This window comes from Gallaecimonas pentaromativorans (genome assembly GCF_003751625.1).
Lineage (GTDB): Bacteria > Pseudomonadota > Gammaproteobacteria > Enterobacterales > Gallaecimonadaceae > Gallaecimonas > Gallaecimonas pentaromativorans.
In genome coordinates this window covers 15,178-41,088 of the sequence record NZ_RJUL01000008.1, presented here as the reverse complement: position 1 = coordinate 41,088, position 25,911 = coordinate 15,178, and the positions used below count along the sequence as shown (strand labels likewise).

The 25,911-nt window shown below is 60.1% G+C and carries 25 protein-coding genes; 14 read left to right on the top strand and 11 right to left on the bottom strand.

Annotation, left to right across the window (positions count from 1 at the left end):
- Nucleotide 1: 1 nt before the first annotated feature.
- Genes EDC28_RS14755 through EDC28_RS14740 form a run of 4 tightly spaced genes read right to left on the bottom strand, consistent with a single transcriptional unit; the run spans nucleotide 2 to nucleotide 2,739 of the window.
- Nucleotides 2–532: a pilus assembly protein PilP gene (locus EDC28_RS14755; protein WP_123422128.1), complete on the bottom strand. Its 531-nt coding sequence runs from the start codon at nucleotides 530–532 to the stop codon at nucleotides 2–4.
- Nucleotides 513–1,100, bottom strand: a complete 588-nt coding sequence (locus EDC28_RS14750) for a type IV pilus inner membrane component PilO (RefSeq protein WP_050659212.1) — start codon at nucleotides 1,098–1,100, stop codon at nucleotides 513–515. The genes EDC28_RS14755 and EDC28_RS14750 overlap by 20 nt, the downstream gene beginning before the upstream one ends.
- Nucleotides 1,097–1,672 carry a PilN domain-containing protein gene (locus EDC28_RS14745; RefSeq protein WP_123422127.1) on the bottom strand — a complete coding sequence of 192 codons (576 nt, stop codon included), beginning with the start codon at nucleotides 1,670–1,672 and terminating at the stop codon, nucleotides 1,097–1,099. The genes EDC28_RS14750 and EDC28_RS14745 overlap by 4 nt, the downstream gene beginning before the upstream one ends.
- Entirely contained in the window at nucleotides 1,672–2,739 is a 1,068-nt protein-coding gene (locus EDC28_RS14740; protein WP_123422126.1) for a pilus assembly protein PilM, read from the bottom strand. The genes EDC28_RS14745 and EDC28_RS14740 overlap by 1 nt, the downstream gene beginning before the upstream one ends.
- A 138-nt stretch (nucleotides 2,740–2,877) precedes the next feature.
- Here EDC28_RS14740 and EDC28_RS14735 point away from each other — a divergent pair, with 138 nt between their 5' ends.
- The 7 genes from EDC28_RS14735 to EDC28_RS14705 all read left to right on the top strand — a co-directional run bounded on the left by EDC28_RS14735 (nucleotide 2,878) and on the right by EDC28_RS14705 (nucleotide 9,475).
- The gene (locus tag EDC28_RS14735; RefSeq protein WP_336391547.1) at nucleotides 2,878–5,478 is read left to right on the top strand and encodes a penicillin-binding protein 1A; all 2,601 of its coding nucleotides are present in this window, start codon (nucleotides 2,878–2,880) and stop codon (nucleotides 5,476–5,478) included.
- 65 nt (nucleotides 5,479–5,543) lie between these two features.
- Nucleotides 5,544–5,762, top strand: a complete 219-nt coding sequence (locus tag EDC28_RS14730) for a bacterioferritin-associated ferredoxin (RefSeq protein ID WP_123422125.1) — start codon at nucleotides 5,544–5,546, stop codon at nucleotides 5,760–5,762.
- 53 nt (nucleotides 5,763–5,815) lie between these two features.
- On the top strand, nucleotides 5,816–6,292 hold the full coding sequence (bfr, locus tag EDC28_RS14725) for a bacterioferritin (protein WP_050659209.1): 477 nt from the start codon (nucleotides 5,816–5,818) through the stop codon (nucleotides 6,290–6,292).
- 108 nt (nucleotides 6,293–6,400) lie between these two features.
- Nucleotides 6,401–7,228, top strand: a complete 828-nt coding sequence (locus tag EDC28_RS14720) for a MipA/OmpV family protein (protein ID WP_170164141.1) — start codon at nucleotides 6,401–6,403, stop codon at nucleotides 7,226–7,228.
- A 5-nt stretch (nucleotides 7,229–7,233) separates the two neighbouring features.
- A complete protein-coding gene (locus tag EDC28_RS14715) occupies nucleotides 7,234–7,593 on the top strand; it encodes a DUF3019 domain-containing protein (protein ID WP_123422123.1) in 360 nt (119 codons plus the stop codon).
- Nucleotides 7,590–8,294: a response regulator transcription factor gene (locus tag EDC28_RS14710; protein WP_244946599.1), complete on the top strand. Its 705-nt coding sequence runs from the start codon at nucleotides 7,590–7,592 to the stop codon at nucleotides 8,292–8,294. Before EDC28_RS14715 ends, EDC28_RS14710 begins: the two co-directional genes overlap by 4 nt.
- Nucleotides 8,291–9,475 (top strand): ATP-binding protein, encoded by a 1,185-nt coding sequence (locus tag EDC28_RS14705; protein WP_050659205.1) that lies wholly within the window; start codon nucleotides 8,291–8,293, stop codon nucleotides 9,473–9,475. Before EDC28_RS14710 ends, EDC28_RS14705 begins: the two co-directional genes overlap by 4 nt.
- 31 nt (nucleotides 9,476–9,506) lie before the next feature.
- Here EDC28_RS14705 and argH read toward each other — a convergent pair whose 3' ends face one another.
- Genes argH through argC form a run of 5 tightly spaced genes read right to left on the bottom strand, consistent with a single transcriptional unit; the run spans nucleotide 9,507 to nucleotide 15,203 of the window.
- On the bottom strand, nucleotides 9,507–11,336 hold the full coding sequence (gene argH / locus EDC28_RS14700; protein ID WP_123422121.1) for an argininosuccinate lyase: 1,830 nt from the start codon (nucleotides 11,334–11,336) through the stop codon (nucleotides 9,507–9,509).
- Between the two features lies 1 nt (nucleotide 11,337).
- Nucleotides 11,338–12,543: an argininosuccinate synthase gene (locus EDC28_RS14695; protein ID WP_123422120.1), complete on the bottom strand. Its 1,206-nt coding sequence runs from the start codon at nucleotides 12,541–12,543 to the stop codon at nucleotides 11,338–11,340.
- A 5-nt stretch (nucleotides 12,544–12,548) separates the two neighbouring features.
- On the bottom strand, nucleotides 12,549–13,433 hold the full coding sequence (locus EDC28_RS14690) for an ornithine carbamoyltransferase (RefSeq protein WP_123422119.1): 885 nt from the start codon (nucleotides 13,431–13,433) through the stop codon (nucleotides 12,549–12,551).
- Nucleotides 13,434–13,440: 7 nt separating this feature from the next.
- Nucleotides 13,441–14,190, bottom strand: a complete 750-nt coding sequence (gene argB / locus EDC28_RS14685) for an acetylglutamate kinase (protein ID WP_123422118.1) — start codon at nucleotides 14,188–14,190, stop codon at nucleotides 13,441–13,443.
- Entirely contained in the window at nucleotides 14,187–15,203 is a 1,017-nt protein-coding gene (gene argC, locus EDC28_RS14680) for an N-acetyl-gamma-glutamyl-phosphate reductase (protein WP_050659200.1), read from the bottom strand. The genes argB and argC overlap by 4 nt, the downstream gene beginning before the upstream one ends.
- A gap of 234 nt (nucleotides 15,204–15,437) precedes the next feature.
- Here argC and argE point away from each other — a divergent pair, with 234 nt between their 5' ends.
- From argE to EDC28_RS20180, 5 genes are all read left to right on the top strand, one after another.
- Nucleotides 15,438–16,580 (top strand): acetylornithine deacetylase, encoded by a 1,143-nt coding sequence (gene argE, locus EDC28_RS14675; RefSeq protein ID WP_050659199.1) that lies wholly within the window; start codon nucleotides 15,438–15,440, stop codon nucleotides 16,578–16,580.
- 39 nt (nucleotides 16,581–16,619) lie between these two features.
- Nucleotides 16,620–17,369 carry a TerC family protein gene (locus EDC28_RS14670; protein WP_211355742.1) on the top strand — a complete coding sequence of 250 codons (750 nt, stop codon included), beginning with the start codon at nucleotides 16,620–16,622 and terminating at the stop codon, nucleotides 17,367–17,369.
- The gene (locus tag EDC28_RS14665; RefSeq protein ID WP_123422116.1) at nucleotides 17,366–18,283 is read left to right on the top strand and encodes a 2-hydroxyacid dehydrogenase; all 918 of its coding nucleotides are present in this window, start codon (nucleotides 17,366–17,368) and stop codon (nucleotides 18,281–18,283) included. Before EDC28_RS14670 ends, EDC28_RS14665 begins: the two co-directional genes overlap by 4 nt.
- Before the next feature lie 12 nt (nucleotides 18,284–18,295).
- A complete protein-coding gene (gene ppc, locus EDC28_RS14660) occupies nucleotides 18,296–20,908 on the top strand; it encodes a phosphoenolpyruvate carboxylase (protein ID WP_123422115.1) in 2,613 nt (870 codons plus the stop codon).
- 125 nt (nucleotides 20,909–21,033) lie between these two features.
- The gene (locus tag EDC28_RS20180; protein ID WP_157052937.1) at nucleotides 21,034–21,177 is read left to right on the top strand and encodes a hypothetical protein; all 144 of its coding nucleotides are present in this window, start codon (nucleotides 21,034–21,036) and stop codon (nucleotides 21,175–21,177) included.
- Here the strand turns inward: EDC28_RS20180 and EDC28_RS14655 are convergent.
- Entirely contained in the window at nucleotides 21,159–21,599 is a 441-nt protein-coding gene (locus EDC28_RS14655) for a diguanylate cyclase (protein ID WP_050659195.1), read from the bottom strand. The two genes, EDC28_RS20180 and EDC28_RS14655, sit on opposite strands and share 19 nt — an antisense overlap.
- A gap of 3 nt (nucleotides 21,600–21,602) precedes the next feature.
- Nucleotides 21,603–22,637 (bottom strand): response regulator, encoded by a 1,035-nt coding sequence (locus EDC28_RS14650; RefSeq protein WP_123422114.1) that lies wholly within the window; start codon nucleotides 22,635–22,637, stop codon nucleotides 21,603–21,605.
- 221 nt (nucleotides 22,638–22,858) lie between these two features.
- Here EDC28_RS14650 and EDC28_RS14645 point away from each other — a divergent pair, with 221 nt between their 5' ends.
- Both EDC28_RS14645 and EDC28_RS14640 read left to right on the top strand, forming a co-directional pair.
- The gene (locus EDC28_RS14645; protein ID WP_123422113.1) at nucleotides 22,859–23,779 is read left to right on the top strand and encodes a hypothetical protein; all 921 of its coding nucleotides are present in this window, start codon (nucleotides 22,859–22,861) and stop codon (nucleotides 23,777–23,779) included.
- Complete coding sequence (locus EDC28_RS14640) at nucleotides 23,776–25,911, top strand: hypothetical protein (protein WP_123422112.1); 2,136 nt, start codon at nucleotides 23,776–23,778, stop codon at nucleotides 25,909–25,911. Before EDC28_RS14645 ends, EDC28_RS14640 begins: the two co-directional genes overlap by 4 nt.

Sequence of the window (25,911 nt, the reverse complement as noted above, 5' to 3'; positions counted from 1 at the left end):
GTTATTCACTGACCAAGTCGAGCGACGCATCACGCTCTTGCCAGCACCCCGCCCCATCCGGAACCAGCTCCCGTATCTTGATGCCGCTACGGGAGATCTCCTGAATTAAGCCGTTATATAGCCCCAGATAGTTACCGGTGGTGACCCTGTACAGGTTGCCGTCGCCAGCCCTGACCAGGGCCCACAACTCACCTGCGCTGCCCAGAGTGCCTTTCATGGAAAGGGTATCCAGCGGGAACTGCTCCAAAGGCTCTTTGACCCGATCAAAATCGGGCTGCAAACAATCGGGGTTACGGTTAGCCGCACTTTCCGCCAGCAGTTCGGGACTCGGCGGGGTAAAGGGACTGCGCCGATCACCGGGCTCGTAGCGAAAGTGTTCAAAGGATTTGAGCTCTGGCATCGGTTCAATACCGGGCACCGGGCGCTGCTTCACTTCGGCGACGAAGGTTTGCAAGTCGCTGGTGTCGTCATTACAACCGGCCAGCCCCAGCACCGATACCAGCAGCAGCCATTTAGCGTTTCTTCTTGGCATTGCTGTCCTCCTTATATCGGTATGTCTTGGCCTGCAGCTTCATCAGCAGCTTGCCGTCAGGCAGGGCCTTGATATCGAAGTTGTGGAGGGTGACGATCCGCGGCAGCGCCGCCACGTCACTGACAAAGGTGCCAAGCTGGTGGTAATCCCCTACCACCTCTATATCGATAGGCAGCTCGATATAGAATTCCTTTTCCTGTGGTGCCTGCCATTGGATGACCCGGAAATCCAGGCCACTGGAGGTGCCCACAAAGTTAATGTCGTCAAGCAGGCCGGCCGTTTCGTCCTCGGTTGGCAACTGCTTCAAGAACTGAGAGAAGGTCGCTTCCAGTTGCAGCATCTGCGCGCGGTAGGCCTCAAGGTTGGCGGCCATTCGCTGCTTGCTTTCAAAGGTATGCTTAAGCTCTTCTTCCTTTTTCTGCTCGGCAAACAGCTGGTCGAGGTTGTCGCTGATTTGCACGTAGTAGAAAAGCGCCGCCACCACGATACAGACAAAGCCGATAAAGACCGCTTTGGCGGCCTTGGGCCAGCTGCCGATTTCCGAGAGGTCTAGTTCGTTGATGTTCATTTTTTACCTCCCACAGCCGGTGCCGGAGCAACGCCGTCCAGGCGAACCTGTACGCCCAGGTCAAAGTCTGACAGAGCGCTGGACTTGTTAACCGACTGAATACGCCGCGGCTCGGGGTTCACCAGCCACTCGGATTCCTTGATGTAGCGGATGAGGCTGGACACCCGATTGTTGGACTCGGTTTTGCCTTTCACCGACAAATCATCGCCGTCACGCTTCATTTCGGTCAGATACATACCGGGCGGTACGGAGTCAGCCACGGTATCGAAAATATGCGCAGTCACGTTCCGGCTGGCCCGCAGGCGGGCAATAAGGCCCATGCGTTGTTGCAGGTCGGATTTACGCTTTTTCAACAGTTCGATTTCGGAGATGGCTTGTTCCAGCTCTTTGATTTGCCCTTGCAGGTAGGCGTTACGCTGGCGCTGACCATCGACATATTGGCTGACTATCCAGTTGGCCAGAAACGCCAGCAGTACAGTCAGCACCACCATGCCAATGAGGGTGGCGGTGAACTCCTTTTTCTCCTTTTCCCTGGCCTCTTCCCGCCAAGGTAGAAGGTTGATGTTTGCCATTAACCGAAACTCCTCTGGGCCAGGCCAGTGGCAATCGCCAAAGCCGCGTTGTAGCGCTCGAAGTCGCGTTTGTTAACGTCAGCCCCAACCTTCATGCCGGCAAAGACATCGGCCACCAACACTTGGTAGCCCAGCTCTTCGGTCAGGGTTTCAGGCAGGCCTTCTACCATGGCCGAGCCGCCTGTCAGCAGCAGCGCGTCCAGTTCGTCATGGCCGGAGGTGGTATAGAAGAGTTGCAGGGAACGACGGACCAGTTGCAAGAATTCGGTTTGAAAAGGGGCCAGCACTTCAAGGGCAGCACTACTGGGTAGCTCGCCGCGCAGTTTCACGCGCTCGGCCTCGTCCACGCTCATGTCGTAGGTGGACTGGATGATCTGGTTAAGATGCTCACCGCCAAAGGCCTCTTCCCGGGTGTAAATCACCTCGCCGTTTTCCATCACTGCCAGGGTACTGGTACGGGCACCGATATCGATAACCCCTATCAATTTGGCATCGGCCAAGCCGGGCTGGCGCGCAGCCACCGCAGCCATGGCTCTCCCCAGAGCGTAGGCTTCGATGTCCATGATACCGGTATCAAGACCGGCGATTTCCATGGCGCTGACCCTGGCCACCACCGACTCGGAGCGGGCCGCCGATAGCAGCACGTCTACCCGGGAAGGGTCGTTGGCATGAGGATGGAGGCGTTCAAAATCCAGGTTAACCTCGTCCAGCGGGTGGGGGATGAGGTTCTCGGCCTCCACCTCTATCTGGCTCATCATTTCATCGTCGCTTAAGGAAGCGTCCATGAGAATGATCTTGGTCATCACCGACGAACCGGCCACTGCCATGGCGGCAGTCTGGATTTTCGAGGGCAAGCGGCGTACCAGACGACGCAGTGCCTCACCCACGGGTTCGATGTCTTGGATTTCGTGGTCGACTACAGCCCCTTTGGGTGTGGGTTCAACGGCCACCGCTTCAACTTTGAACGTGTTACCATTTTTCGCCAGTAACACGGCCTTGATCGAATGCGAACCGATATCAACGCCAACCATGATGGGGGCTTGCCGACGGAAGAGTTTTGCAAGCATAGGACCGTCGTAAATTTTTTGTTATGTGGTGAACAAGAATAGTGCTCTTTTTGCAAGCGGTCTAGTTGAGCGTTTATAGTTTTGCCGCCTAATCAAGCAGATAATAGGGCAAGCCCGGGGGCAATTGCGAGGTGATAAGTGAAGTGGCTGGTTAGAATTTTGTTTGCCCTGGGGGCGATGGCCATCGTTGGCGCCCTTGGTGTGGTGGGTATGTACTACTACATCAAGCCGGAACTACCCAGTGTTGCCGTGCTCAAGGACGTGCGCTTGCAGACCCCGATGCGGGTCTATTCCGCCGATGGCGAGCTGATCTCCCAATTTGGTGAAAAACGTCGTATCCCGTTGAATATCGAGGATATGCCGCCGCTTTTGATCAAAGCTTTCCTCGACACCGAGGACAGCCGCTTCTACGAGCACCCCGGTATCGACTTCGTCGGCCTTGGCCGGGCGGCGGTCAACCTGGTGCTGACCGGCCATAAAAGCCAGGGCGCCAGTACCATTACCATGCAGCTGGCCCGTAACTTCTTCCTGACCCGCGAGAAAACCTATATCCGCAAGATAAAGGAGATGTTCATTGCCTGGCATATCGAGCAGTTGCTGAGCAAAGACGAGATCCTTGAGCTGTATCTCAATAAAATTGAGCTGGGGCACCGTGCCTTTGGGGTCGGCGCTGCCGCGCAGGTCTACTACGGCAAAGATGTAAAAGACCTCACCCTGCCGGAAATGGCGGTGTTGGCCGGCCTGCCCAAGGCCCCCTCCACCCTGAACCCCATCTCCAGCCCGGAACGGGCCCTGGCCCGGCGTAACGTAGTACTGGCCCGCATGAAGGACATGGGCGACATCACCCAGGCCCAGTACGACGAAGCCTCCAAAGCCCCCAACACCGCCAAATACCATGGCGCCGAGATCACCTTGTCGGCCCATTACGTGGCGGAGATGGTGCGCCAGGAAATGGTCGACCTGTTTGGTGAAGACGCTGCTTATGGCGAGGGCTACCAAGTCTTCACCACCATTAACAGTAAAGACCAGCGCGCCGCCCAGCAGGCGGTGATCACCAATGTGCTCAATTACGACCGCCGCCACGGCTGGCGTGGCCCGGTTCAGAAGCTCAAAGACTGGCCCTGGGATGAAAGTAAAATTCAGGATTTCCTGAAAGGCCAGATGACTTACACCCCCCTGATACCGGCCGTGGTGACTGCCGTGCAAGACCAATCCGCCACTGTCGAGGTGAAGGGCAAAGGTAAGCTTGAGCTGGATTGGTCGGCCATGGACTGGGCGCGGCCCTTTATCAACGAGAATCGCCAAGGCCCGGCGCCTGACAAAGCCAGTGAGATTGTCGCCCCTGGCGACCTCGTCTACGTGCGCCCCCACGGCGACGGTTGGCTGCTGGCACAAATCCCCGAGGTGAACTCTGCCTTTGTTTCGCTGCGCCCTCAAGACGGCGCCATCGAGGCTCTGGTTGGCGGCTTTAACTATTACCTGAGCAAGTACAACAGGGTGACCCAGGCCAAACGCCAGGTAGGCTCTAACATCAAGCCCTTCATCTATTCTGCGGCCTTGGATAACGGCTTTACCCTGGCGTCCTTGGTCAACGATGCCCCCATCAACCAGTGGGATCGCTCGCAAGGTTATGCCTGGCGCCCCAAAAACTCGCCGCCGGTGTATAACGGCCCGACTCGCCTGCGCATGGGCCTGGCGGAGTCCAAAAACGTGATGTCGGTGCGGCTGTTAAGGGCCGTGGGTATCGATACCGTTATCGACCGCCTGAGCGATTTCGGCTTCCCCCGCGAAGACTTGCCCCGCAACGAGTCCCTGGCGCTGGGCTCGGCTTCCTTAACACCGATGAATGTGGCCCGTGGCTTTAGCGCCATTGCCAACGGCGGCTTCCTGGTCACCCCTTATCTGATAGACAAGGTGGAAGACGGCTACGGCAACCTGGTGTGGATGGCCACCCCCAAAGTCGCCTGCGCCGAGTGCGAGCAGATGTTGGCCAAAGCCAAACCCTGGCCTGTTGTCAACGACCAAGAAGCAGCCATGGACGCCGCCTTTGCTCAGCTTCAGGGCAGTGGCGATGTCAGCTGGCAGGAGCAATGCCCGGTGTCCTATATCGGCAGTAATCGTCTGGCGCCCCGTGCCATCAGTGCCCAAACCGCCTTTTTGGTCACCCAGGCCATGGAAAGCACCATCTGGGGCGGCGGCTCCTGGAACCACGGCACCGGTTGGAACGGCACCGGCTGGCGTGCTGCCCGTGAGCTCAAACGCCATGATATCGCTGGTAAAACCGGTACCACCAACGAATCTAAAGACGCTTGGTTCTCCGGCTTTATGCCAGATCTGCAAGCCACCTCCTGGATTGGTTACGACACCTACCAGCACGAGCTAGGGGGCACCACCCGCATGAAAGCCATTACCGACGATCCCATCTTCGGCAAGGAAGGCGGTGCCAAGAGCGCCCAGCCGCCCTGGAACGCCTATATGAAGATAGCGCTGGATGGCATGCCAGAAGAAGGCTTCCCGGTACCGCCCGGTATCGTGACGGTGCGTATCGACCGCGAAACCGGCAAATTGACTCGGGCCACCGACTACACCAGCCGTTTTGAGTACTTCAAGGCCGGTACCGAGCCCAAGACCTTTGCCCGCGATACTCTGGCCAATCCCTTCGACGGTCCGTTGCAGCCAAGCCAAAGCAGCAATGACGATATTTTCGCCCCTGCGGAGCCACAGAAGACCGGGAACTGACATTGAAATAAAAACAGTTCGTATTTATAATCCGGTCCACTGTTCTCAGTAGGCCGGATTTTTTTATGTATGTTTGCCTCTGCAATGCTGTAACCGACAAGGCAATTCGCAAAGCGGCCGCTTCCGGTTGTCATTCTCTGGCACAGCTGCGCTGTGAACTGGGGGTTGCCAGCCAATGTGGCAAATGCGCCCGCCAAGCAAAAGCCGTGCTAAATGAAGCCACTACCCAAGCCGCCCCCCAGCGCCCTCCGCAAACGCTTCTCATTACTCAAATGGCTGTTTGACAAGACTTTTTTATCAGCCCATGCTTTCTGGTTAGTAGCTTCAGGAGCATTTCATGAAAGGCGACAAGAAAGTCATTCAGATCCTCAATCAGGTACTGGGCAACGAATTGGTTGCCATCAACCAGTACTTTCTCCACGCCCGAATGTACAAAAACTGGGGCCTGGAAAAGTTGGCTGACCACGAGTACCACGAGTCCATCGACGAGATGAAGCACGCCGATTGGCTGATCGAGCGCATCTTGTTCCTAGAAGGTCTGCCCAACTTGCAGGACTTAGGCAAACTCTCTATTGGTGAAGATCCCAAAGAGTGCCTGGAGTGCGACCTGGATCTTGAGCAAAAAGCGCTGCCCGACCTTAAAGACGGCATCGAGTATTGCGAAAAGGTGCGGGATTACGTTAGCCGCGACCTGTTGCGCAAAATTCTCAGCTCCGAAGAAGACCACATCGACTGGCTGGAAACCCAGCTTGAGCTGATGGCGACAGTGGGCCAGCAAAACTACCTGCAATCACAGATGCACGACGAAGACTGAGCAGCCCCGCCAGCACATCGCAGATGTCGCAATTTGTATGACATCACAGACGGGCAAAGGTTAAGCAGTTACAATCCGCTGTCCCTTTGCCTGTTTCTGATTCCCCCTGTGCCAAAGACCCTGATATCCCTTATTTTTTTGCTCTCTAGCCTGGCAGCTCATGCTCAGGAACTGGACACCATTGCTGCCGGCCAGTGGGAACTGGGGCTGGCGGTGGGGGCTGGTCATAAACAGAATCCGCTGGTCAGTAAAGGGGACAATCGTTACTACCTGCTACCTCAAGTCGCCTATTACGCCGACTGGGGTTACTTCGACAACGGCGAATTGGCTGCCAATCTCTATGACGATGGCGAAAACCAGCTGTTCGTCATGGCCAGTTATTCTGACGACGCCTTTTACTTTCATCACTGGAAACGCGTTTCCCTATCATCGTCACGGTTGGCAGGACTTTGCGACAGCTGCAACAACAAGGTCATGGCCGAAGAAAAGGTCACCTCCCAACAAGATCACGACCCACAATGGGCCTGGTTAGGGGGCCTGGGCTTCAGCCACTACGGCCAGCAGGGCTTTGTGCGGCTCAAACTACTCCACGACATCAGTGGCCGTCACAACGGCGCCTTTGCCAGCCTGCGCCTGGGCCGAGGCTTTGAATTTCACGGCCAGTGGCAATTTAGCGGCGGTTTTGATTGGAAAAGCGCCGAATTGGTCGACTACTACTATGGAACGGAAAGCCTCGACCAGGATGGTATGGGCTACCAAGGCCGCAGCAGTATCGACTGGGTGGTCAGCGGCCAATGGCTTTATCCCCTTTCTGAACACCTTGGGTTGCTGGTCAACCTCAATAGCCGTCGCCTTGGAAGCGGCATCGTCAATAGCCCGCTGGTAGACGAAAGGACCGTCTTGGACAGTTTTATCGGCATCACCCTGACCTTCTAGAAACGATGAAATGGCTTGGCTTGGTTTTTCTCATGGGTAACTCAGGGGCGCTAAAAGCGCCCCAGGTTGAGCTGCAGCCAAGATGGTGTGTAGCTGCGCCCAGTGAGTCCAGCTGTAAAGCCGATGTCCAGGTGCAATGGTCTCAACCCGAGCCGCTGCCGCTTTGCCTTTATCGCCAGGAACAGCAGCTAAAATGCTGGCCGGCTGCCCTTCAGGGCCAATGGCAGGGCGAAGTCAAAGCCGACACCCCCCAGCTATTCAAACTGATACTGAGCGACGGCACCGTCATCTGGCAGGGAAGCTGGCAGGTGCTTTTCACCCAACACGTAAAGCGGCGTAACCGCATGCCATGGAGTCTTCATTGATAACACCCGACCCCAAAGCCCGTTTGTTGCTGGTTGAAGACGACAGGCGTCTTGCCGAGCTGGTGCAGCTGTATCTGCGTGAACAGGGCTACTTTGTACACTGGGTTGCCAACGGTAGCCGAGTGCTGCCACTGGCCAGAGAGCTACAGCCTGACCTTATCATCCTCGATTTGATGCTGCCGGATACCGACGGCTTTACTCTGTGCAGCCAGTTGGCCGAACAATACGACGGCCCGGTGCTGATCCTGTCTGCCTTAAGTAACAGCCGTGACCAAATTCAGGGCCTGAACCTTGGCGCCGCCGATTACGTGGTCAAACCGGTTGAGCCCGAGCTGCTGCTGGCCCGCATCGAAAACCTGCTGCGCCGCCAAAACCGGGCGCCGCTCTCCACCAAGCTGCAATTTGGCTCGCTGGTGCTCAACGGCGATACCCGTACCGTCGAGTTCCAGGCCAAAGAAGTGGCGCTGACCAGCAACGAATTTGCCCTACTGTGGGCCTTGGCCAGCCAGGCCGGCAAAGCGCTCAGCCGTGATTATCTTTATGAGAGCCTGCTGGGTTTTAGCTACGACGGCAGCGACCGCAAACTGGACCAACGCATCTCCAGGCTGCGCAAAAAACTGGGCGACGACAGCGACAGCCCTACCCGCATCAAAACCATCTGGGGCCACGGCTACCTGTTCGCACCCGACTCCTGGTTATGAAGCGTCTTTTTATCAGCCTCTATGGCTTGCTGACGCTGGCATTGCTGTCGCTGGGCTACGGCTTGGACCAGCTCTGGCAGCACATTAACAGTGAACCGGCGCCCGCCACCGCCAGCCAGGTGCAACTGGTTCGGCTGATAAAAAGCGACTTGGCGCCACTGCCTGCCGGGCAGTGGCAGGCCTACCTCGACCAGCACGGCGTCAAGGCCAAGCTGCTCAGCCCCAGCGATATTCAACTCACCACTCCACTGCGCCCCGAGCAAATTCTGCCTCTAACCCAAGGCAGGCAGGATTTTCTGCTCACCCCCCTAGGCAGCCAACTGCTACTGATAGGCCCTTTTGAGGAAGGCCCCCGTGCCAGCAGCTTTGGCCTGGAAGCGCTGTTTTTCATTCTGCTGGCGCTCTTTGTGCTGCTATGGCAATGGCCGCTGGCCCGCGAGCTTGCCGCCTTGAAAAAGGCCGCTCAGGCGTTCGGGCGCGGTTTTTGGCAGCAAAGGGTGAAGGTGCGCCGGGGCGGTTATCTGTCGGACTTGGCCCAGAGTTTTAACCGGATGGCCCAGCGCATCGAGCAGTTGCTGGCCGACCAAGCCCTGATGACCCGCGCCGTCAGCCACGACCTTCGCACCCCTCTGACCCGATTGCGTTTTGCCCTGGCCATGAACGGCAAAGGCCCCCATTCCGACAGCATCAAGGCCGACCTCGATTATCTGGAGCAAATCATTGACCACTGGAGCCAGTTCCACGAACTGGAGGCGGTAGACAGCATCCAGCACCAAACCATTGCCCTACCCGCTTTTCTGGCAAAGCTACTGGCAGGGGAAGCGGTGCAGATCAGCGGCGTCCTGCCGGCTACCCTGGCCGCCGACCCCCACCTTTTAACACGCTGCCTGCAAAACCTGCTGGATAATGCCAAGCGCTACGCCAAGGCGCAGATCCGCCTGGGCTGGCAAGATGGCGCCTTGTATCTGGAAGACGACGGCCCCGGCCTTAGCGAAGAAGAAAAGCAGCGGGCCACCCAGCTTTTTTACCGGGGCGACAGTGCCCGCAATCAGGATCAGGCGCCGCACCTGGGCCTGGGGCTTGCCATGTGCGCCCGTATCATGCACCTGCACGGCGGCGAGCTGCACCTGGAAGATTCGCCCTTGGGCGGCGCCCGCATCATGCTGGATTTCCGGCAATAAAAAACCCCGCCGAGGCGGGGTTTTTTATTCGTTAGAGCCGGTGCTCCATGGCGATTTCATCGCAGTTGTCCTGGCGCGGGCAGAGCTTGCAGTCCTTCATCACCTTTTCGGGCAGGGTGTCTTTGAAGATCACCTTGAAGCCCTGCTTGTCGAAGAACCCCGCCACCCGAGTCAACACGATAACACGCTTGAGTTTCAGTGACCTGGCTTCGTCCATCAGGATCTGCACCATGGCCTGGCCAAGGCCTTTGCCATGGGCGTTTTCGTTCAGCCCCAAAGAGCGGATCTCGGCAAGGCCGGTGGAGTAGATGTACAGGCTGGCGCAACCGGCCACCTTGCCGTCCACGTCTGCCACCACAAAGTCTTGGATGGAGTGGATGATGTCTTCCCGGGAACGGGGCAGGTTTTCACCTTCACCGGCCCAGTGGCCAATCAGCTTGACGATGGCATCCACGTCTTCAAGGTTGGCGCGGCGCACAGCTTTGGCAGCCAAGCGGCCATTAAAGGCCTTGATGGCTTCCTGTTGGCGCGCCAGCGACACACCGCCTTGGGCGCAGCGTTTTTCAAGCGCCGCCAGCAAATCCAGCGCCGGGTAGACGTCGTCTTCGATAACCTCTGCCACTTGCCGCATCTGTGCCAGCGGCAGGGCTTCGAGGGGCAGTTGCTGCTCGATGGCCATGCGCACCAGCACCCCAACCATGTGGTGGGCTTCGCGGAACGGGATGCCCTTGGCCACTAAGTAATCGGCCAGTTCGGTGGCGTTGGAATAACCACCGGCGGCCGCCTTGGCGCAGGCTTCCTTGTTCACTTCGATGGTGGCCAGCACTTCACGGGTCAGCAGCAGGCAGTCGCTCCAGGTATCCAGGGCGTCGAAGAGGCCGTTTTTGTCTTCCTGCAGATCCTTGTTGTAGGACAGGGGCAGGGCTTTGACGGTCATGGCAAAGCCGGCCATGGAGCCAAAGATGCGGCCGCTCTTGCCACGGATCAGCTCCAAGGCGTCGGGGTTTTTCTTCTGCGGCATCAGCGACGAGCCGGAGCTGACGGTGTCGGAGAACTTCACGAAACCCGCTTCACCGGTGCCAAAGAAGATAAGGTCTTCGGCCAGCCGCGACAGATGCAGGCCGGAGGTGGAGGCCACCTGCAGCAGTTCCAGCACGAAATCGCGGTCGGAAATGGCATCGAGGCTGTTACGGGCAGCCCGGTCAAAACCCAGCTCCTTGGCCAGCTTATCCCGGTCGATGGGATAGGCGGTGCCGGCCAGGGCGCCGCAACCGAGCGGGCAGACATTCACCCGCTTGATGGCGTCTTCCAGGCGCTCGGCGTCGCGCTCCAGCATCTCGGCATAAGCCATCACCCAGTGCCCGAAGGTCACCGGCTGGGCCCGTTGCAGGTGGGTATAACCCGGCATCAGGGTGCCGTGCTCGCGCTCGGCCAGCACCGCCATGATCTCCAGGGTCTGGTAGACCTCGCCCAGCAGGCCACGGGCACGGTTACGGCACCACAGCCGAAAGTCGGTGGCCACCTGGTCGTTACGGGAACGGCCGGTGTGCAGTTTCTTGCCAAGATCGCCCACTTCATTGATCAGCCAGGACTCCACAAAGCTGTGGATGTCTTCTTCGCTACTGGCATGCAGCGGGCTGGGATCACTGGCCAGCTGACCAGCCAGTTTGCCAAGGGCGCCTTGCAGCACTTCGGCTTCGCTCTGGGTCAGTACACCCACATCGGCCAGGGCACCCGCCCAGGCCTGGGAGCCTTGGATGTCCTCGGCCCAAAATCGCCAATCGACAGGTAAAGAGGCATTGAACCGCGCAAAGGCCTCGCTGGCACCTTGCTCAAAACGACCTCCCCAGAGCGCCGCCATGTTATTTACCCTCTTTCTTCAGCGCTTTGATGCGCGCTGGCAGGCTGTACAGACGAATGAAACCGGCCGCGTCTTTCTGGTTGTACACCTCATCGGCGCCGAAAGTTGCGAAGGCTTCGGAGAACAGGCTGTTGGGCGACTCGCTGCCCAGCACGGTGGCGCGGCCTTTATAGAGCTCCACTTTCACCTTGCCGGTCAGTTCCTGGTTGAGGCTGTCAACGCCGGCAACAATGGCTTCGCGCAGCGGGGTGAACCAACGCCCGTCATAGAGCAGCTGGGCAAATTGCAGGCCCAGGAATTTCAGGTGTTGCGAGCAGACCTTGTCCAGCACCAAGTGCGACAGCGCCTGGTGGGCAGCCAGCAATACGGTACCGGCAGGGGTCTCGTAGCAACCGCGGGACTTCATGCCCACCAGACGGTTCTCAACGATGTCGACCCGGCCCACGCCGTGGGCGCTGGCGATGGTGTTGAGTTTTTCAATCAGGGCAGCGCCGGACAGCTGCTGGCCGTTCAGGGATACCGGTACGCCGGCGTCAAAATCCAGCTCCACCACTTCGGCGGTGTCCGGGGCTTCTTTGGGGTCAACGGTCCAGGCCCAGCAGTTAACGCCGGCGGTGGTCCAGGTGTCTTCCAGCTCGCCACCTTCGGTGGAAATGTGCCAGAGGTTGGCGTCGCGGCTGTAGATTTTGGTCAGGCTGGCGCTACAGGGGATGTTGCGCTCGTCCAGGTAGTTGAGCAGCTCTTCACGGCTGCGCATGGTCCACTCGCGCCAGGGGGCGATGACTTTAAGATCTGGAGCCAGGGCGGCGAAGCAGGACTCGAAACGCACCTGATCGTTGCCTTTACCGGTACAGCCGTGGGCCAGGGCGTCGGCGCCCACTTTACGGGCCACCATCACCTGGGCTTTGGCGATCACCGGGCGGGCCACGGAGGTGCCCAGCATGTAGTCGTCTTCGTAGATGGACTCGGCCTTGAGCATCGGCCAGATATATTCGTTGGCCAGCTCTTCTTTGAGGTCGACAATGTGGCACTCGGAGGCGCCAGAGGCCAGCGCCTTGGCTTCCACGCCTTCCAGTTCTTCGGCGCCCTGGCCTACGTCGGCCACGAAGGCGACCACTTCGCAGTCGTAGTTTTCTTTGAGCCACGGCACGATGGCCGAAGTGTCAAGACCGCCCGAATAGGCCAATACCACTTTGGATACAGACATCTGTATTAATCCTCTTTAAGAAGCTTCAAATAAACGGCTTTTTGCACATGCAGGCGGTTCTCGGCCTGGCGCAGCACGATAGATTGCGGGCCCTCGAGCACTTCAGTGGTCACTTCCTTGCCGCGGTAGGCGGGCAGGCAGTGCATGAAGGCCTTGGCCCCGGATTTTTTCATCATCTCGCTGTTCACCTGGTAAGGCAGGAAGGTGCGCAGCACCTCTTCCGGATCCTTGTCGTCCCCCATGGAGACCCAGGTGTCGGTGTAGATGGCATCTACCCCTTCCAAAGCAGCAAGGTCGTCGGTCACGGTAAAGCCGGTGGCTTCAACGATGTCCGCCGCCGGCTCACAGCCTTTGGGAGTGATAATCACCATCTCTACGCCCAACAGCTTGGACAGTATCATCAGCGATTGGGTGACATTATTACCGTCCCCCACATAAGCCAGCTTCACCCCTTCAAGCTTGCCGAACACCTCGTACAGGCTCAGCATGTCGGCCAGGGCCTGGCAGGGGTGGTAACGGTCAGACAGGGCGTTGATCACCGACACCGAGCCTTTGTCCGCCAGCTCATCGATGGTGGTCTGGCTGAAGGTACGGGCCACGATGCAGTCCACCCAGCACGACAGGTTCTGGGCAAAATCCCCCACCGGCTCACGCTTGCCCAGGGCGCCATGGTTCTGGTCAAGATAGACCACAAAGGCGCCCAACTGCTGGGCACCCAGCTCGAAGGTGACCCGGGTGCGCAGGGAGGGCTTTTCAAAAATCATCGCCACCGACTTGCCGGCCAGGGCCTGGGCGTAGTCGGCCGGCTTGGCCTTGACGGTCGCCGCCTTTTGTAAAAGCGCCTTCAGTTCGCCTTCGGTCCAGTCAAAGTCTGTCAATAAGTGTTTCATGTCGTCCTCAGGGTGCTATTTGGGTGCCAAGGGCGGCGTTGCTGATGGACTGGGGGTCGCGCCAGGAGGCAAGGCGTACCGCCCGGCCCAGTTTCCCGGCGGCAAACAGCGCCGCGTCCACCTTTACCACCATGCCGCCGTTGATCACCCCGTCGGCCTTGAGGGCAGCAATATCAGCCGCCGTCAGCGACGGGAGCAGCTGTTTGTTGCCATCAAGCACGCCGGGTACGTCACTGAGCAGCACCAACTCGGCATCCAGAAGTTCGGCCACCTTGGCCGCCGCTTCATCAGCATTGATATTCAAAAGATCCCCGCCTTTGCTGGCAGCAATGGAGCTCACCACCGGGATGAACCCGCCTTGCAGCAACAACGACAGCAGGGTGTCGGAACCTTCGGTGAGTACGCCCACGGCGCCCCACTCTTCCCCGGCCGGCTCGGCAAAGGCGATGCCGTCGGCCAGGGACAGGCCCACCGGTTCACCGCCTAAGGCGCGCATCTTGGCGGCCAGGGTTTTGTTGATTTCACCGGCCAGGGTGCCCACCACCAGTGGCAGGCTGGCGGCATCGGTAATGCGCTTGCCGTTGAACTTACGAGGCTCGATACCGGCTTGCTTAAGCACTTGGTCAACCCGGTCACCACCGCCGTGCACCAGCACCACCGGGCGGTCTTTGACGGCCACCAGGGCACTGAGCAGGCTTTCCAGGGCTTGGCCGGCGTCCAGTACGGCGCCGCCGATTTTCACTACCAGCGGCTTCATAAGGCCTCCCAACCGTAGCCCGGCAGCGGCCGGAGCTTGAATCCAAAGTGCGTATTTATGCACTCAACTGCCTGGCTTGCCGCGCCCTTGAGCAGGTTGTCGATGGCAGACGACAGCACCACCAGGTTGCGGGTCTCGTCTACCGCCCAGCCGATTTGTGCATAAGGGGTATAGGCCACGTTCTTGATGGCTGGGGATTTTTCCCGAAGATTGCCGGTCAGCTGTACCGACGGATGCTCGCCGTAGCAGTCGTTGTAGAGCGCATCCAGCTGGCCCTGGGTGGTACCGGCCTTCACCGGCACCGTGATGGTCGCCAGGATGCCGCGGTCAAAGGCGCCCAGGTGCGGGGTAAAGATAAGGTCGCAGCCCAGGTGCTGGGCAATTTCCGGCTGGTGGCGATGGCCAAGCACCCCATAGGCGCTCAAGCTCACCTCGCAAAACTGGGTGTGGGGCTTATTGGATTTACCGGCACCGGATACACCGCTGACCGCATTGATAATGGGCAGGCCATCAATCAGGCCCGCTTTCATCAGCGGCTTGAGGGCCAGCAGGCTGGCGGTGGGGTAACAGCCAGGGGCGGCAATCAGGCGGCTTTTTTTGATGGCATCATCGTTCCAGCCCACCAGGCCGTAAACGGCGCCGGCCAGCAGATCCTTTGAGGGGTGCTCGAAGCCGTACCATTTGGGATAAGCTGAGGCGTCCAGACGAAAGCCGCCGGACAGATCCACGATCAGCGCGTCGCTGTGCCTGACCAAATCCGGCACCAGTTCGGCAGAAGCTTCATGGGGGGTGGCCAGCAGGATCACCTGGGCGTCTTTGGCGGCAGCCAGGATGGCCTCGAGGTTGCCGTCTTCAATCACGCCCTTGATGCCCAAAGGCAGCGGCTCACCGGCATTTTTGGAGCCGGCGGAGGCAAAGACATGGCCGAGTTTCAGCTGGGGATGGGAGGTAACCAGTTTGCACAGTTCCTGGCCTGTGTAACCGGCGCCACCAATAATAAGGGTTTTCAACATGGCAACAGCTCTCAAGAATCAATGACACCAAGTCTAGATGAGCAGTAGTGAAGCCTGATGCAACGCGCCTGCTCCCGGGCAGGCTTTAAAAAAGCGGTCCCGGATTCAATGGAATACGCAGTTGTATCGTCGCATCGGTTGAAACATTTTTATCCCTGGATGGTGGATTTTAATTCAATGCTCGATAGACTACCCAAACCTAAATTTTAATGCAACACCACCGGGAATTTATTCATGCAGAAATTACCCTCTCTGGCGCAGATGTTTAACCGGTTGCTGACCCTGCCTTCGGTGTCTGCCACCGATCCGGCGCTGGATACCGGCAACAAGGCGGTGATCGAGCAATTGGCCCAGTGGTGCGAGACTCTGGGCTTTAAGGTGACCTTGCAGCCGGTGGGCCACAACAAGTTAAACCTGTGGGCCGAGCTGGGCAGTGGCCCTGGCGGCCTGCTGCTGGCAGGCCATGCCGACACCGTGCCCTTCGACGAGGGCCGGTGGAATAAAAATCCACTGGCGATGACCGAAGCCGACGGCAAATGGTTTGGCCTGGGCGCCACCGACATGAAGGGCTTTTTCGCCTTGGTATTGGCGGCCCTGGAGGGCATGGACTTGAGCCAACTCAAGGCGCCGCTGCGCATCGCCGCCACCGCCGATGAAGAAACCTCCATGGAAGGGGCCCGCCGCTTGGCCGAGGCCGCGCCGTTCAGCCCGGCCCTGACCCTGGTGGGGGAGCCAACCGAGCTCAAACCCATCGGCCGCCACAAGGGCCATATCAGCGCCGGTATCCGCATTACCGGCAAGAGTGGCCATTCATCAGACCCCGGCGCCGGCCTTAACGCCATGGAGCTGATGCACGGCGTGCTGGGCGATTTGATTGTGCTCAAACAGGAGCTGGCCGAGCGCTACTGCGACCATCACTTCGCGGTGCCCTACCCGACCCTGAACCTCGGCCACATCCACGGCGGCGACAACGCCAACCGCATCTGCGGCTGCTGCGAGCTGCATATCGACATGCGCCCGCTGCCGGGCATGAGCATTCCCGAATTAGAAGGGCTTTTAAAAGAAAAGCTGTCAAATGTAGAAAAAGCACATCCCGGCGCCTTGCAGTGGCAGCACCTGCACGAACCTTGCCCGGCCTTTGTCAGCCCGGATGGGCCCTGGAAAGACGAAGTCAGCCGGTTGCTGGGCCAACCGGTGGAAACCGCCAACTACGCCACCGAAGCCCCCTTCTTTGCCAGCCTGGGCAGCGAGGTGCTGGTGCTGGGCCCAGGCTCCATCCGCCAGGCCCATCAACCCGACGAGTTTATGGCCATGGATCAGATAGGCCCGGCCATGGAACTGGTGCAAGGCATGGTCAAGCGGCTGTGTCTCACGTAACATCGGGGAAGCGTTGTCATTTAACAACAGGTTTACATCATGGAATGGTTAACCGATCCCAGCGCCTGGGCCGCCTTGGCGACCCTGACCCTGCTTGAGATCGTCCTTGGCATCGACAACATCATTTTTATCTCGGTGCTGGTAGGCAGGCTGCCCGAGCAGCAACGGCAAAAAGGGCGCCTGCTTGGCCTGGGATTGGCCATGCTGACCCGCATCTTGTTGCTGCTGAGCCTGTCTTGGGTGATGGGGCTGACCAGCCCCTGGTTTCAGATTGGCGATTTCGCGGTGACCGGCCGCGACAGCATCCTTATTCTCGGCGGACTCTTCCTTATCTGGAAAAGCACCCATGAGATCCACAACAGCCTGGAGGGCGAGCAAGAGAGCCACGAAGCCCCCAAGTCTGCCGCCTTTGCCGCCACCCTGGTGCAAATTGCCATTATCGATATCGTCTTTTCCCTGGACTCGGTGATCACCGCCGTCGGCCTTGCCAACCATATTGAGGTGATGATCATCGCTATCGTGCTGTCGGTGGTGGTGATGATGCTGGCCGCCAAGGCCATTGGCGATTTTGTCGACCGCCACCCCACCATCAAGATGCTGGCCCTGTCGTTTTTGATTCTGGTGGGCTTTACCCTCACCGGCGAAGGCTTTGGCCTGGACATCCCCAAAGGCTACGTGTACTTCGCCATGGCCTTCTCGTTGGGAGTGGAAGTGCTTAATATCCGCGCCCGCAAAGGCCGCAGCAAAGCGGTGCAACTTAGAAAACGCCAACCCGGTGATGGCGCATGAGCCTGGCATTGGTGCTGCCGGGGCGCGGCGGCGAGGGTCTGGCCAAGCGGCTAAAGGCGCTGGATGAGCAGCTGGATATTCAGCTCTGGCCCGATTGCCCCGCTCCCCAGACCGTGGCGTTTGCCGTTACCTGGCAGCCTCCCGCCGGTGCCTTGGCGCAGTTTCCCAATCTCAAGGTGGTGCAAAGCCTGGGCGCCGGGGTCGATGGCCTGGCCGCCGAGCTGCCCTCAGGGGTGACGCTGTGTCGCACCATCAGCCCCAACCTCAAAACCGATATGCGCGATTACGTGCTGCTGGCCATCCTCGCCGAGCAGCGCCAGTGGCAGGCCACGGCCAATGACCAAACCAACCAACATTGGCAGCAGCGCCATTATCGCCGGGGCGGCTGCGTCGGGGTGATGGGCCTTGGCGAGTTGGGCGGCTATGTGGCCGGCCAGCTTGCCGGCCTTGGTTTTAGCGTCAAAGGCTGGAGCCGCAGCCCCCGGCAACTGCCGGGCATCGACTGTTTTAGCGGTGAGGCGGCCCTTGGCGAGTTTCTGGCCGGGCTCGACTATCTGGTGTGCCTGCTGCCGCTGACGCCCCAAACCCAGGGGCTGATGAACAGCGCCTTTTTTGCCCGGCTCAATAGCGCCCCTTACCTTATCCATGTTGGGCGCGGCGCCCAGCTTGACGAGCAGGCCCTGCTGGCAGCCCTTGACGGCGGCCAACTGCGCGGCGCCTGCCTTGATGTGTTTATCCAAGAACCCCTACCCCGCCAGCACCCGTTTTGGCGGCATCCAACCATAACAGTCACTCCCCACAACGCCAGCATCACAAGCGGTAACGATTTGGCCAGGGTGGTCTATCAAAACTATCTTGCAATGCGCCAAGGCACGGCGCTTAACCATGTCGTGAATACGACCCTCGGTTATTGAAGGAGGATTCTCATGGCTGACCAATACGGCGCCCTGAAACGACAAGTTCACATGCTCGGCGACATGCTGGGCCAGACCATCGCCCACGATCAGGGCGAGGCTTATCTCGATCGCATCGAGGCCATTCGCCAGCTGGCCAAGGCCGCCCGCTTTGGCGACCGCGCCCGGCGCGACGAGCTGCTGGAAACCCTCACCAGCCTGCCCGACGACGAGTTGGTGCCGGTGGCCCGGGCCTTTAACCAGTTTTTGAACCTGGCCAACATCGCCGAGCAGCATTTTAGCGTCACCAATAACATGGACAGCGTCGGCCGCCGCCTCGACGAGCTGCTGGCCGGCCTTAATGCCGAGCAAAAAGCCAAGCTGCCCCAGGTGCTCAAGGAGATGGACATCGAGCTGGTGCTCACTGCCCACCCCACCGAGGTGACCCGCCGCACCCTTATCGTCAAATACGACGAGATTGCCGACTGCCTCAAGGCCCTTGAAAACCCCAACATCGGCACCAGCGAGCAGCAAAAGTGGCAAGACCGGCTGCGCCAGCTCATTGCCCAGGCCTGGCACACCAATGAAATTCGCTCCGCCCGCCCCACCCCGGTGGACGAAGCCAAATGGGGCTTTGCCACGGTAGAAAACGCCCTGTGGGACGCGGTGCCGGACTTTATCCGCCAGTGCAACGCCAAGCTGGGCCAGTTCGAGCTGGAACTGCCCTGGGAGAAAAGCCCGGTGCGCTTTGCCTCCTGGATGGGCGGCGACCGCGACGGCAACCCCAATGTGACCGCCAAAATCACCGAGCGGGTGCTGTTGCTGGCTCGCTGGACGGCGGCCGATTTGTTCCTGCGCGACATCAGCCCGCTTATCTCCGAGCTGTCCATGCATCAGGCCAATAGCGAAGTCATGGCCATGGGCGACAACAGCAAGGAGCCCTACCGGGTGGCCCTTCGCAAGGTGCGCCGCCAGCTGCGCAACACCATCGATTACATCGAGGCGACCCTGCGCGGTGAGCAGGCCGACAGCGACGACATCCTCTGGCAGGACGAGGACTTCCTCAAGCCGCTGCTGGCGGTGCACAAGAGCCTCTACGAGTGCAAGATGGAGCAAATCGCCGACGGCCCGCTGCTGGATATGATCATCCGCGCCCGCTGTTTTGGCCTGAACCTCATTCGCCTGGATATCCGCCAAGACTCGGGCCGCCACGCCGAGGCCGTAGACGAAGTAACCCGTTACCTTGGTCTGGGCTCCTACCTCGAATGGGACGAGGCCAAGCGCCAACAGTTCTTGCTGGCCGAGCTCAACTCCAAGCGGCCCCTTATTCCCCGCAACTGGCAACCGGGCGCCGACACCCAGGAGGTGCTGGACACCTTTGCAGTGGTGGCCCGCCAGCCCAAAGAGGCCTTGGGCATTTACATCATCTCCATGGCTTCGCAACCCTCGGACGTGCTGGCGGTGGCGCTGTTCTTCAAAGAAGCCGGCATGCAGTGGGCCATGCCCATAGCGCCGCTCTTTGAAACCCTGGACGATCTCAACAACGCCGCCGATGTGATAACGGCGCTGCTGGATGTGCCCTGGTACCGCGACTACGCCAACCACCACCAGGAGGTGATGATTGGCTACTCGGATTCCGCCAAGGACGCCGGGGTGATTGCCGCCGCCTGGGCCCAGTACCGGGCTCAGGAAGCGCTGGTGAACATCGGTAAGGAGCGGGGCATCAGCCTGCGGCTCTTCCACGGCCGCGGCGGCACCGTTGGCCGCGGCGGCGGCCCGGCCCAAGGAGCCATTTTGTCGCAACCGCCAGGCTCGGTGGACGGCGGCCTGCGGGTTACCGAGCAAGGGGAGATGATCCGCTTCAAGTTTGGCCAACCGGCCATTGCCGTAAACAGCCTGATGATTTACATCACCGCCATTTTGGAAGCACGCTTGTCGCCGCCTCCCGAGCCCGAGCAGAGCTGGCGCGAGGTGATGGACACAATGGCTGACGACGCCTGCACCGCCTACCGGGCCGTGGTGCGCGGCCACAAGGACTTTGTGCCGTATTTTCGCGCCGCCACCCCCGAGCAGGAGCTGGCCAGCCTGCCCCTTGGCAGCCGCCCCTCCAAACGCCGCCCCGATGGCGGTGTGGAGTCATTGCGGGCCATTCCCTGGATCTTCTCCTGGACCCAGAACCGGCTGATGCTGCCGGCCTGGCTGGGCGCCGGCCAGGCCCTTCGCAACATGATTGAGGCCGGCCGCCAGCAAGAGCTGGAAACCCTCTACCAACGCTGGCCCTTCTTCAAGGCGCGGCTGGATATGCTGGAGATGGTGTACATGAAGACCGACTCGGAGCTGTCGGCTTATTACGATCAGCGCTTGGTGCCGGAGCACCTGTGGCCGCTGGGTAAACAGCTGCGGGCGCTGCTCCACGAGGGCATTCACACCCTGCTGACCTTGTCCAAGGAAGAGTTCCTGATGGACCAGGACCCCTGGCTGCAAGAGTCCATCAAGCTTCGCAACCCCTACACCGACCCGCTCAACATCCTGCAGGCCGAGTTGTTGCGCCGGGCCCGGGCTTCGGAGACGGCGCCAGAGCCGGTCAAACAGGCGTTGATGGTCACCATGGCCGGTATTGCCGCCGGTATGCGTAACACCGGCTAATTCGGGCCGGGCTAATGCAGCGACGCCTAACTTGGCAAAGCGGCGTCGCTGCACTAGTATCCGCTATGGCATGGATTGCAATAATTGTTAATAATCAATTCGTTATATACATGGAAAGGATTCCCATGGCTAAAACCGCCGCGTCAAAGCCGAGCCAGGACCGGCTCGCCACACCTCACCAGGCACCACCCTCGTTACTGATCACCCTGCTGCTGGGCGCCTGCCTCTTTGGCGGCTTTGGGGTATTCCTTTATTTGCTGGTGTCCTGACGGGCCAGCACCAGATCGGTCATGTCGTAGATCAACACCGCCATATGAGTCACATCGCCGGTCAGGCCGGTGATGGGAAACAGGGTGACGTTCTGGTACATGAACTCGGCGGTGCCGGTGATGGGCCGGTAGTTGTTGAACCGCAGCAGGTAGGGGCGCTGCTCCCAGGTGACAAAGGCGCGGCTTTTTAAGGTAAAGACCATGGCCGCCTTGCGCTCGAACCAGGGCCGCTCAAGCTCGGGAAAGACGTCAAACAGCACCCGGTCTTTGACCTGGCTTGGCAACATGCCGCTGTGGTTTTCCAAAAAGCCGTTCCAGCTCTGCACCTTGTAGTCGCGGTCCAGCACCATCATGCCCACATCGACATTCTGCAACAGCTCCACCAGCCAATGGATCTCGTTGAGTTCGGAAAGCGCGCTCATCAGTTACTCCAGCAGGTGGGCGATTTTGAAATTGAGGGTATGCAGGGACGACTCGGTCAGCAGGATCAACAAGTCGAAGGTGATGTTGTAATCCTCCAGGCCGTAGCTTATCTCCACCGCCAGCAGCCGCTGCCAGGATTTGGCGTGGCGCAGCAGTTCGTGCAGATCGCGGTGCAAGCCAAGCACCGTGGGGTGGCCTTGGCAAAAACGCACGTCCAGCTGCTCGGCAAGGCCGGCAAGGCAGGCGCTGGTCAGCACGTTGGCGATGTCGGTCAGCAGCTCCACTTCCACCGCCGGGGTCAGCTCGCCCTCGTATTTGAGCAGCCGGGCCAGGTCGCCCAGGTCGGCGTCGTCCAGCAGCAATAATGCCTCGCCAGACAGCCCCGGGCCGATAAAGCCCTGGCAGATGGCCGAGACTCGGTCTGACATGGCCGACTGCAGCGCCATCTGCATTTCGCTGAGCTCCAAGAGGTCAACCTTGGGGATGGGCAGCTTGACGAAGATCCCCAGCATCTGGGCCAGCATGGCACCGGCTTGGCCCATGGCCACGTTCACCACTTCCTGGTAGCCGTCGCGAAGCTCGGGAGACAGCTCCAGGGCCGGGCGCTGTTGGCGCTGCGGCTCGGCCGCCGGGGGGGCGGGCGCCGCCTCGGGCGCTTTGGCGGCGGCTTTTCGGTAAAGGCCGGTGGCCTCCAGGGCCGCCAGCAGTTTGTCTGCGGCCATGGGTTTTTTGATGAAATCCAGTGCCCCCAGGGCTTTTACCCGCCGGTGAGCCTCTTCCTGGATGTCCCCAGACACCACGATCACCGGCAGCTGGATGTTGGCGCGTTTGAGCACCTCCAGCACCTGATAGCCGTCCACGTCGGGCATGTTGAGATCCAGAAACAGCAGCTCGGGTTTGTCGGCCTTGATCAATTGCAGGCCTTCGCGCCCATCCTTGGCAAACTGGACATCGACCTCCCAGTCGGCGGGCAGGGAACGGGCCATTTGCTTGCGGGCCATCCCTGAGTCGTCGCAGATAAGAATTCGGGTTGCCATAAGGCCTTCTTGGCGGGCTTGGATAGGCCAAAGACTAGAAAGGAAGTGGCTGTTTAGCAAAGGAAGATAGTGGCCCGCCTTGAAAAAACGGCGTTTTCGCTCACTTTTGCAGCAAAGGGCCTGCCACTTAACGGAGCAAAGGTGCAACCTACCCGGCCTGGCTGGTCCTGCCTGGGGAAATTCCCTATCATGCCGCCACCTTCAAGCCCACGGACGGACCCATGCTGGCAATCCTCAAGGATATTTTTCTCGCCCCCCGCCAAAGCCTCGACAGAACCCGCTTTTTTATCGGCCTGGCCCTGCTGTTGCAGCTGGAGCTGTCCAGCACCCTGGGCCAGCGTTACCTGATAAGCGTCATCGAAAACGCGGACCGTAACGGCACTGACCCCTTCATCGGCAACAAGCTGCAAGTGCTGCTGGAATTCTTCCAGCCGACCTGGGTACTGGGCGACCTGCCGATGCTGGCCATTTGCTACCTGCTGGCGCGGGGTGTTTGTGGGCGCTTTTTGGCGCCGTTGCTGGCCTTCGGCTGTTACGTGCTGACCCGGCTGCCAAGGCGCCTGGCAGGCATGAGCTCCAACTTCGAGAACGCCTTGACCGACGGCGCCCAGCCCTACCTTTTCGCCCTGGGGCTGGTAACGCTGGCAACATGCTTCGCCCTGGTGGCGGTTGCCGCCTTCAGGCCCGGCATTGGCCGCCACCCCCTGGCGGCATTGAATCCGGCAAGAGCCGCCAGCAGCCAGATCAGTGCCAGCGCCTTTTTCTACAAGAACCTGCTGATGGCCTTGGTGGTGCTGGTGGTGGGGGCGCTGCTGTCGTGGATGGCGAGCCTCAGCCTTGCCATGCTCACGGTGGCCACCATGGCCATGGTGCTGCTGTTTGCCGCCACCGTCATCTACTGGCTGGTGCTGGTGGTCAAGCGCCTCAATAACGCCGGGCTGGCCAAGGCGCCTTTTATCGGCACTTATCTGGGGTTGTCGGCCCTTATCGGCCTTTGCCAGTGGGTGCTCAGCCTCGAGGGCGAGGCCTGGCAGTTGATGCTGGCCTGCATCCTGGCCGGCACCAGCCAGATGGTGCTGACCCTGATGACCATGACGCTGCTGGTGTTACCCGCCAAGGCAGCGCTCGAGGCGCAGCCATGAGGCCCTTGGTGCTACTGGCGTTGCTGCTGCTCGGCGGCTGCAACGACGATTTGGTGTTCTCCCCCAAGCTAGGGGACGAACAAAGCTACCAGGTAGTGACCAGCACCCTGGTCAAACCGGACGGCCACTACCCCAGCCAGCACGTGGACAGCCAGTCTCTGGTGCGTTACCGGGTCACCGAAACCGGCAAGGTGCTGCGTTTTGATATCGCCAATGACTACATGGCGCTGGACGCCAGTGGCCAAGGGCGACTGCGTAGCGACCAACCAAGCAGCGGCGACAAGGAGTGGCGCCAGTTGATGGCCGCCGGCTTTGAGCTGGCCGTGGACGCCAACAGCGGCGCGCTGGTCACCCTTAAAGGCCACGACCAGGCTTTGTGGCAAAAGGCCCTTGAGCGCGGCGGCAGCGATCTTATCCGCCAGTTGCGCCAAGGCATGGCGGTGCCGGGGTTTGTCAGCGCCATTCCCGCCACCCCGGGCGCTACCCTGGCCTTGCCGGATATCCAGGGCCACCGCGCCACCCTCACCGTGGACGAGGTAACCCCTTTGCAGCTAAGCGCTCACTTCAGCGCCGAGGCCGAGCAAGCGCGCCTTTACGGGCGCCTGCAATTTGACAGAAAAACCACCTGGCTGACCCACATGGCCCTGGTGATGGAGGCTCCCTTCGAGCGCTTTGGCATCACCGGCCAGTTGCGCACCTTGATGGTGATGGCGCCCAAGGGTAGCTCGCTCGCATCCTTGAGTTATCGCACCCATTACCAACAGCGAGACGACGAGCCCTTTGCCATTCCCACGCCTCCCGAGCAGCAAAGCCACGCCCCGGCCACCGACCACCTCTACGCCGAGGGCTACATCGACCGGCGCCATGACGACTTGCGCCTGAGCTACTTCTTGCCCGGCAACCCGGACCGCCAGGAGCTGGCGCTGGATAATATCGAGGCGCTGGACGCCAGCGGCCAGGTGATAAAAGACGCCTTGCTCGTCCAGGAGCGCTCGCGCTACCCGCTCTACGGCGATATCGCCCGCATCGACACCTCGCTTGCTCGCACCGGTTGGCAAGAAAACCCCACCACCATTGCCAGCATCAGGGCCGACGCCAAGCTCTACGCCACCACAGTGCGCGCCAAAAGCCTGACCTTGCAGCCCGGTAAAAGCCAGCAGCTAAGCCTTGGCGGCCAAACCCTCACCTTAAGCTCGCCGCCCAACGCGCCCCTTGAGCTCACCCTGAGCCACACCAACACCGCCACCAGTTGGCTGTTGGGCTTTGACGGCCTGCAAGGCACCATGAACTGGCAAAACGACACCAAGTCTCTGCCAGACTGGCTGCAACCGGTAGAGAAAGAGGCCATCGCCAGCATCGCAGGCCAGGGCGCCGAGCACCTGGTGTTTCACCTGGACAAGGCGCCGGGCCAAGTCACCTTTTATGTGCTGGAGCGAAGCCCCGAGCCGGTGCTGCGCCGCGAAGTGAGCTTTGTCAGCCCAAATCGCTACCTTGCCAACCCCCACTACCCGCCTCCCGAAGCATTGGCCCTCTTTGAGGGCAGTGACAGCGCCCCCTTGGAACCGGCGCTGCACCTGGATAAAGGCCAGGGGCTGCTGCTGACCCTGCCCACCGCCTGGCAGCCCTTGTGCAAGCTAAGCCTCGACAAGGGCTTTAGCGAGAACGGCCACCCCGTGACTTGGCAGCCGGCGGCCGTGCCTGAGGCGGGTTATCTTGGCTTTGCCGCGCCGGGGCAACAAATGGTGCTGGCCACCGACGATGGCAAACGCCGCTACTTTTACGGCCAGTCGGTTACCACCCGCCTTGACTGCACCGGCACCCCTGGCTGGCAGCCCCTTGCCTTTAGCGCCGATCCCGCCAGCCCCTGGCTGGTCAAAGTCGAAGGACTGGATGGTAATGCCACGGTAGAAGCCACCCTGGCCCGCTTGCAGCTGCTGGATGACGAAGGTCGGCCACTGGCCCTGCTTGATGGCCACAGCGGCATGCCCGCCAAACCTGGCGATACCCTGGCCAGCATCGGTGTTGACGGTTACCTGAGGGTGGCCGGCCTGCCAGTCAAGGCCCGGCAGTTGGTGGTGGCACCCGCCCCCTACCAGCGCCAGTGGACCACCGATTTCCCGCCCCTGCCATGA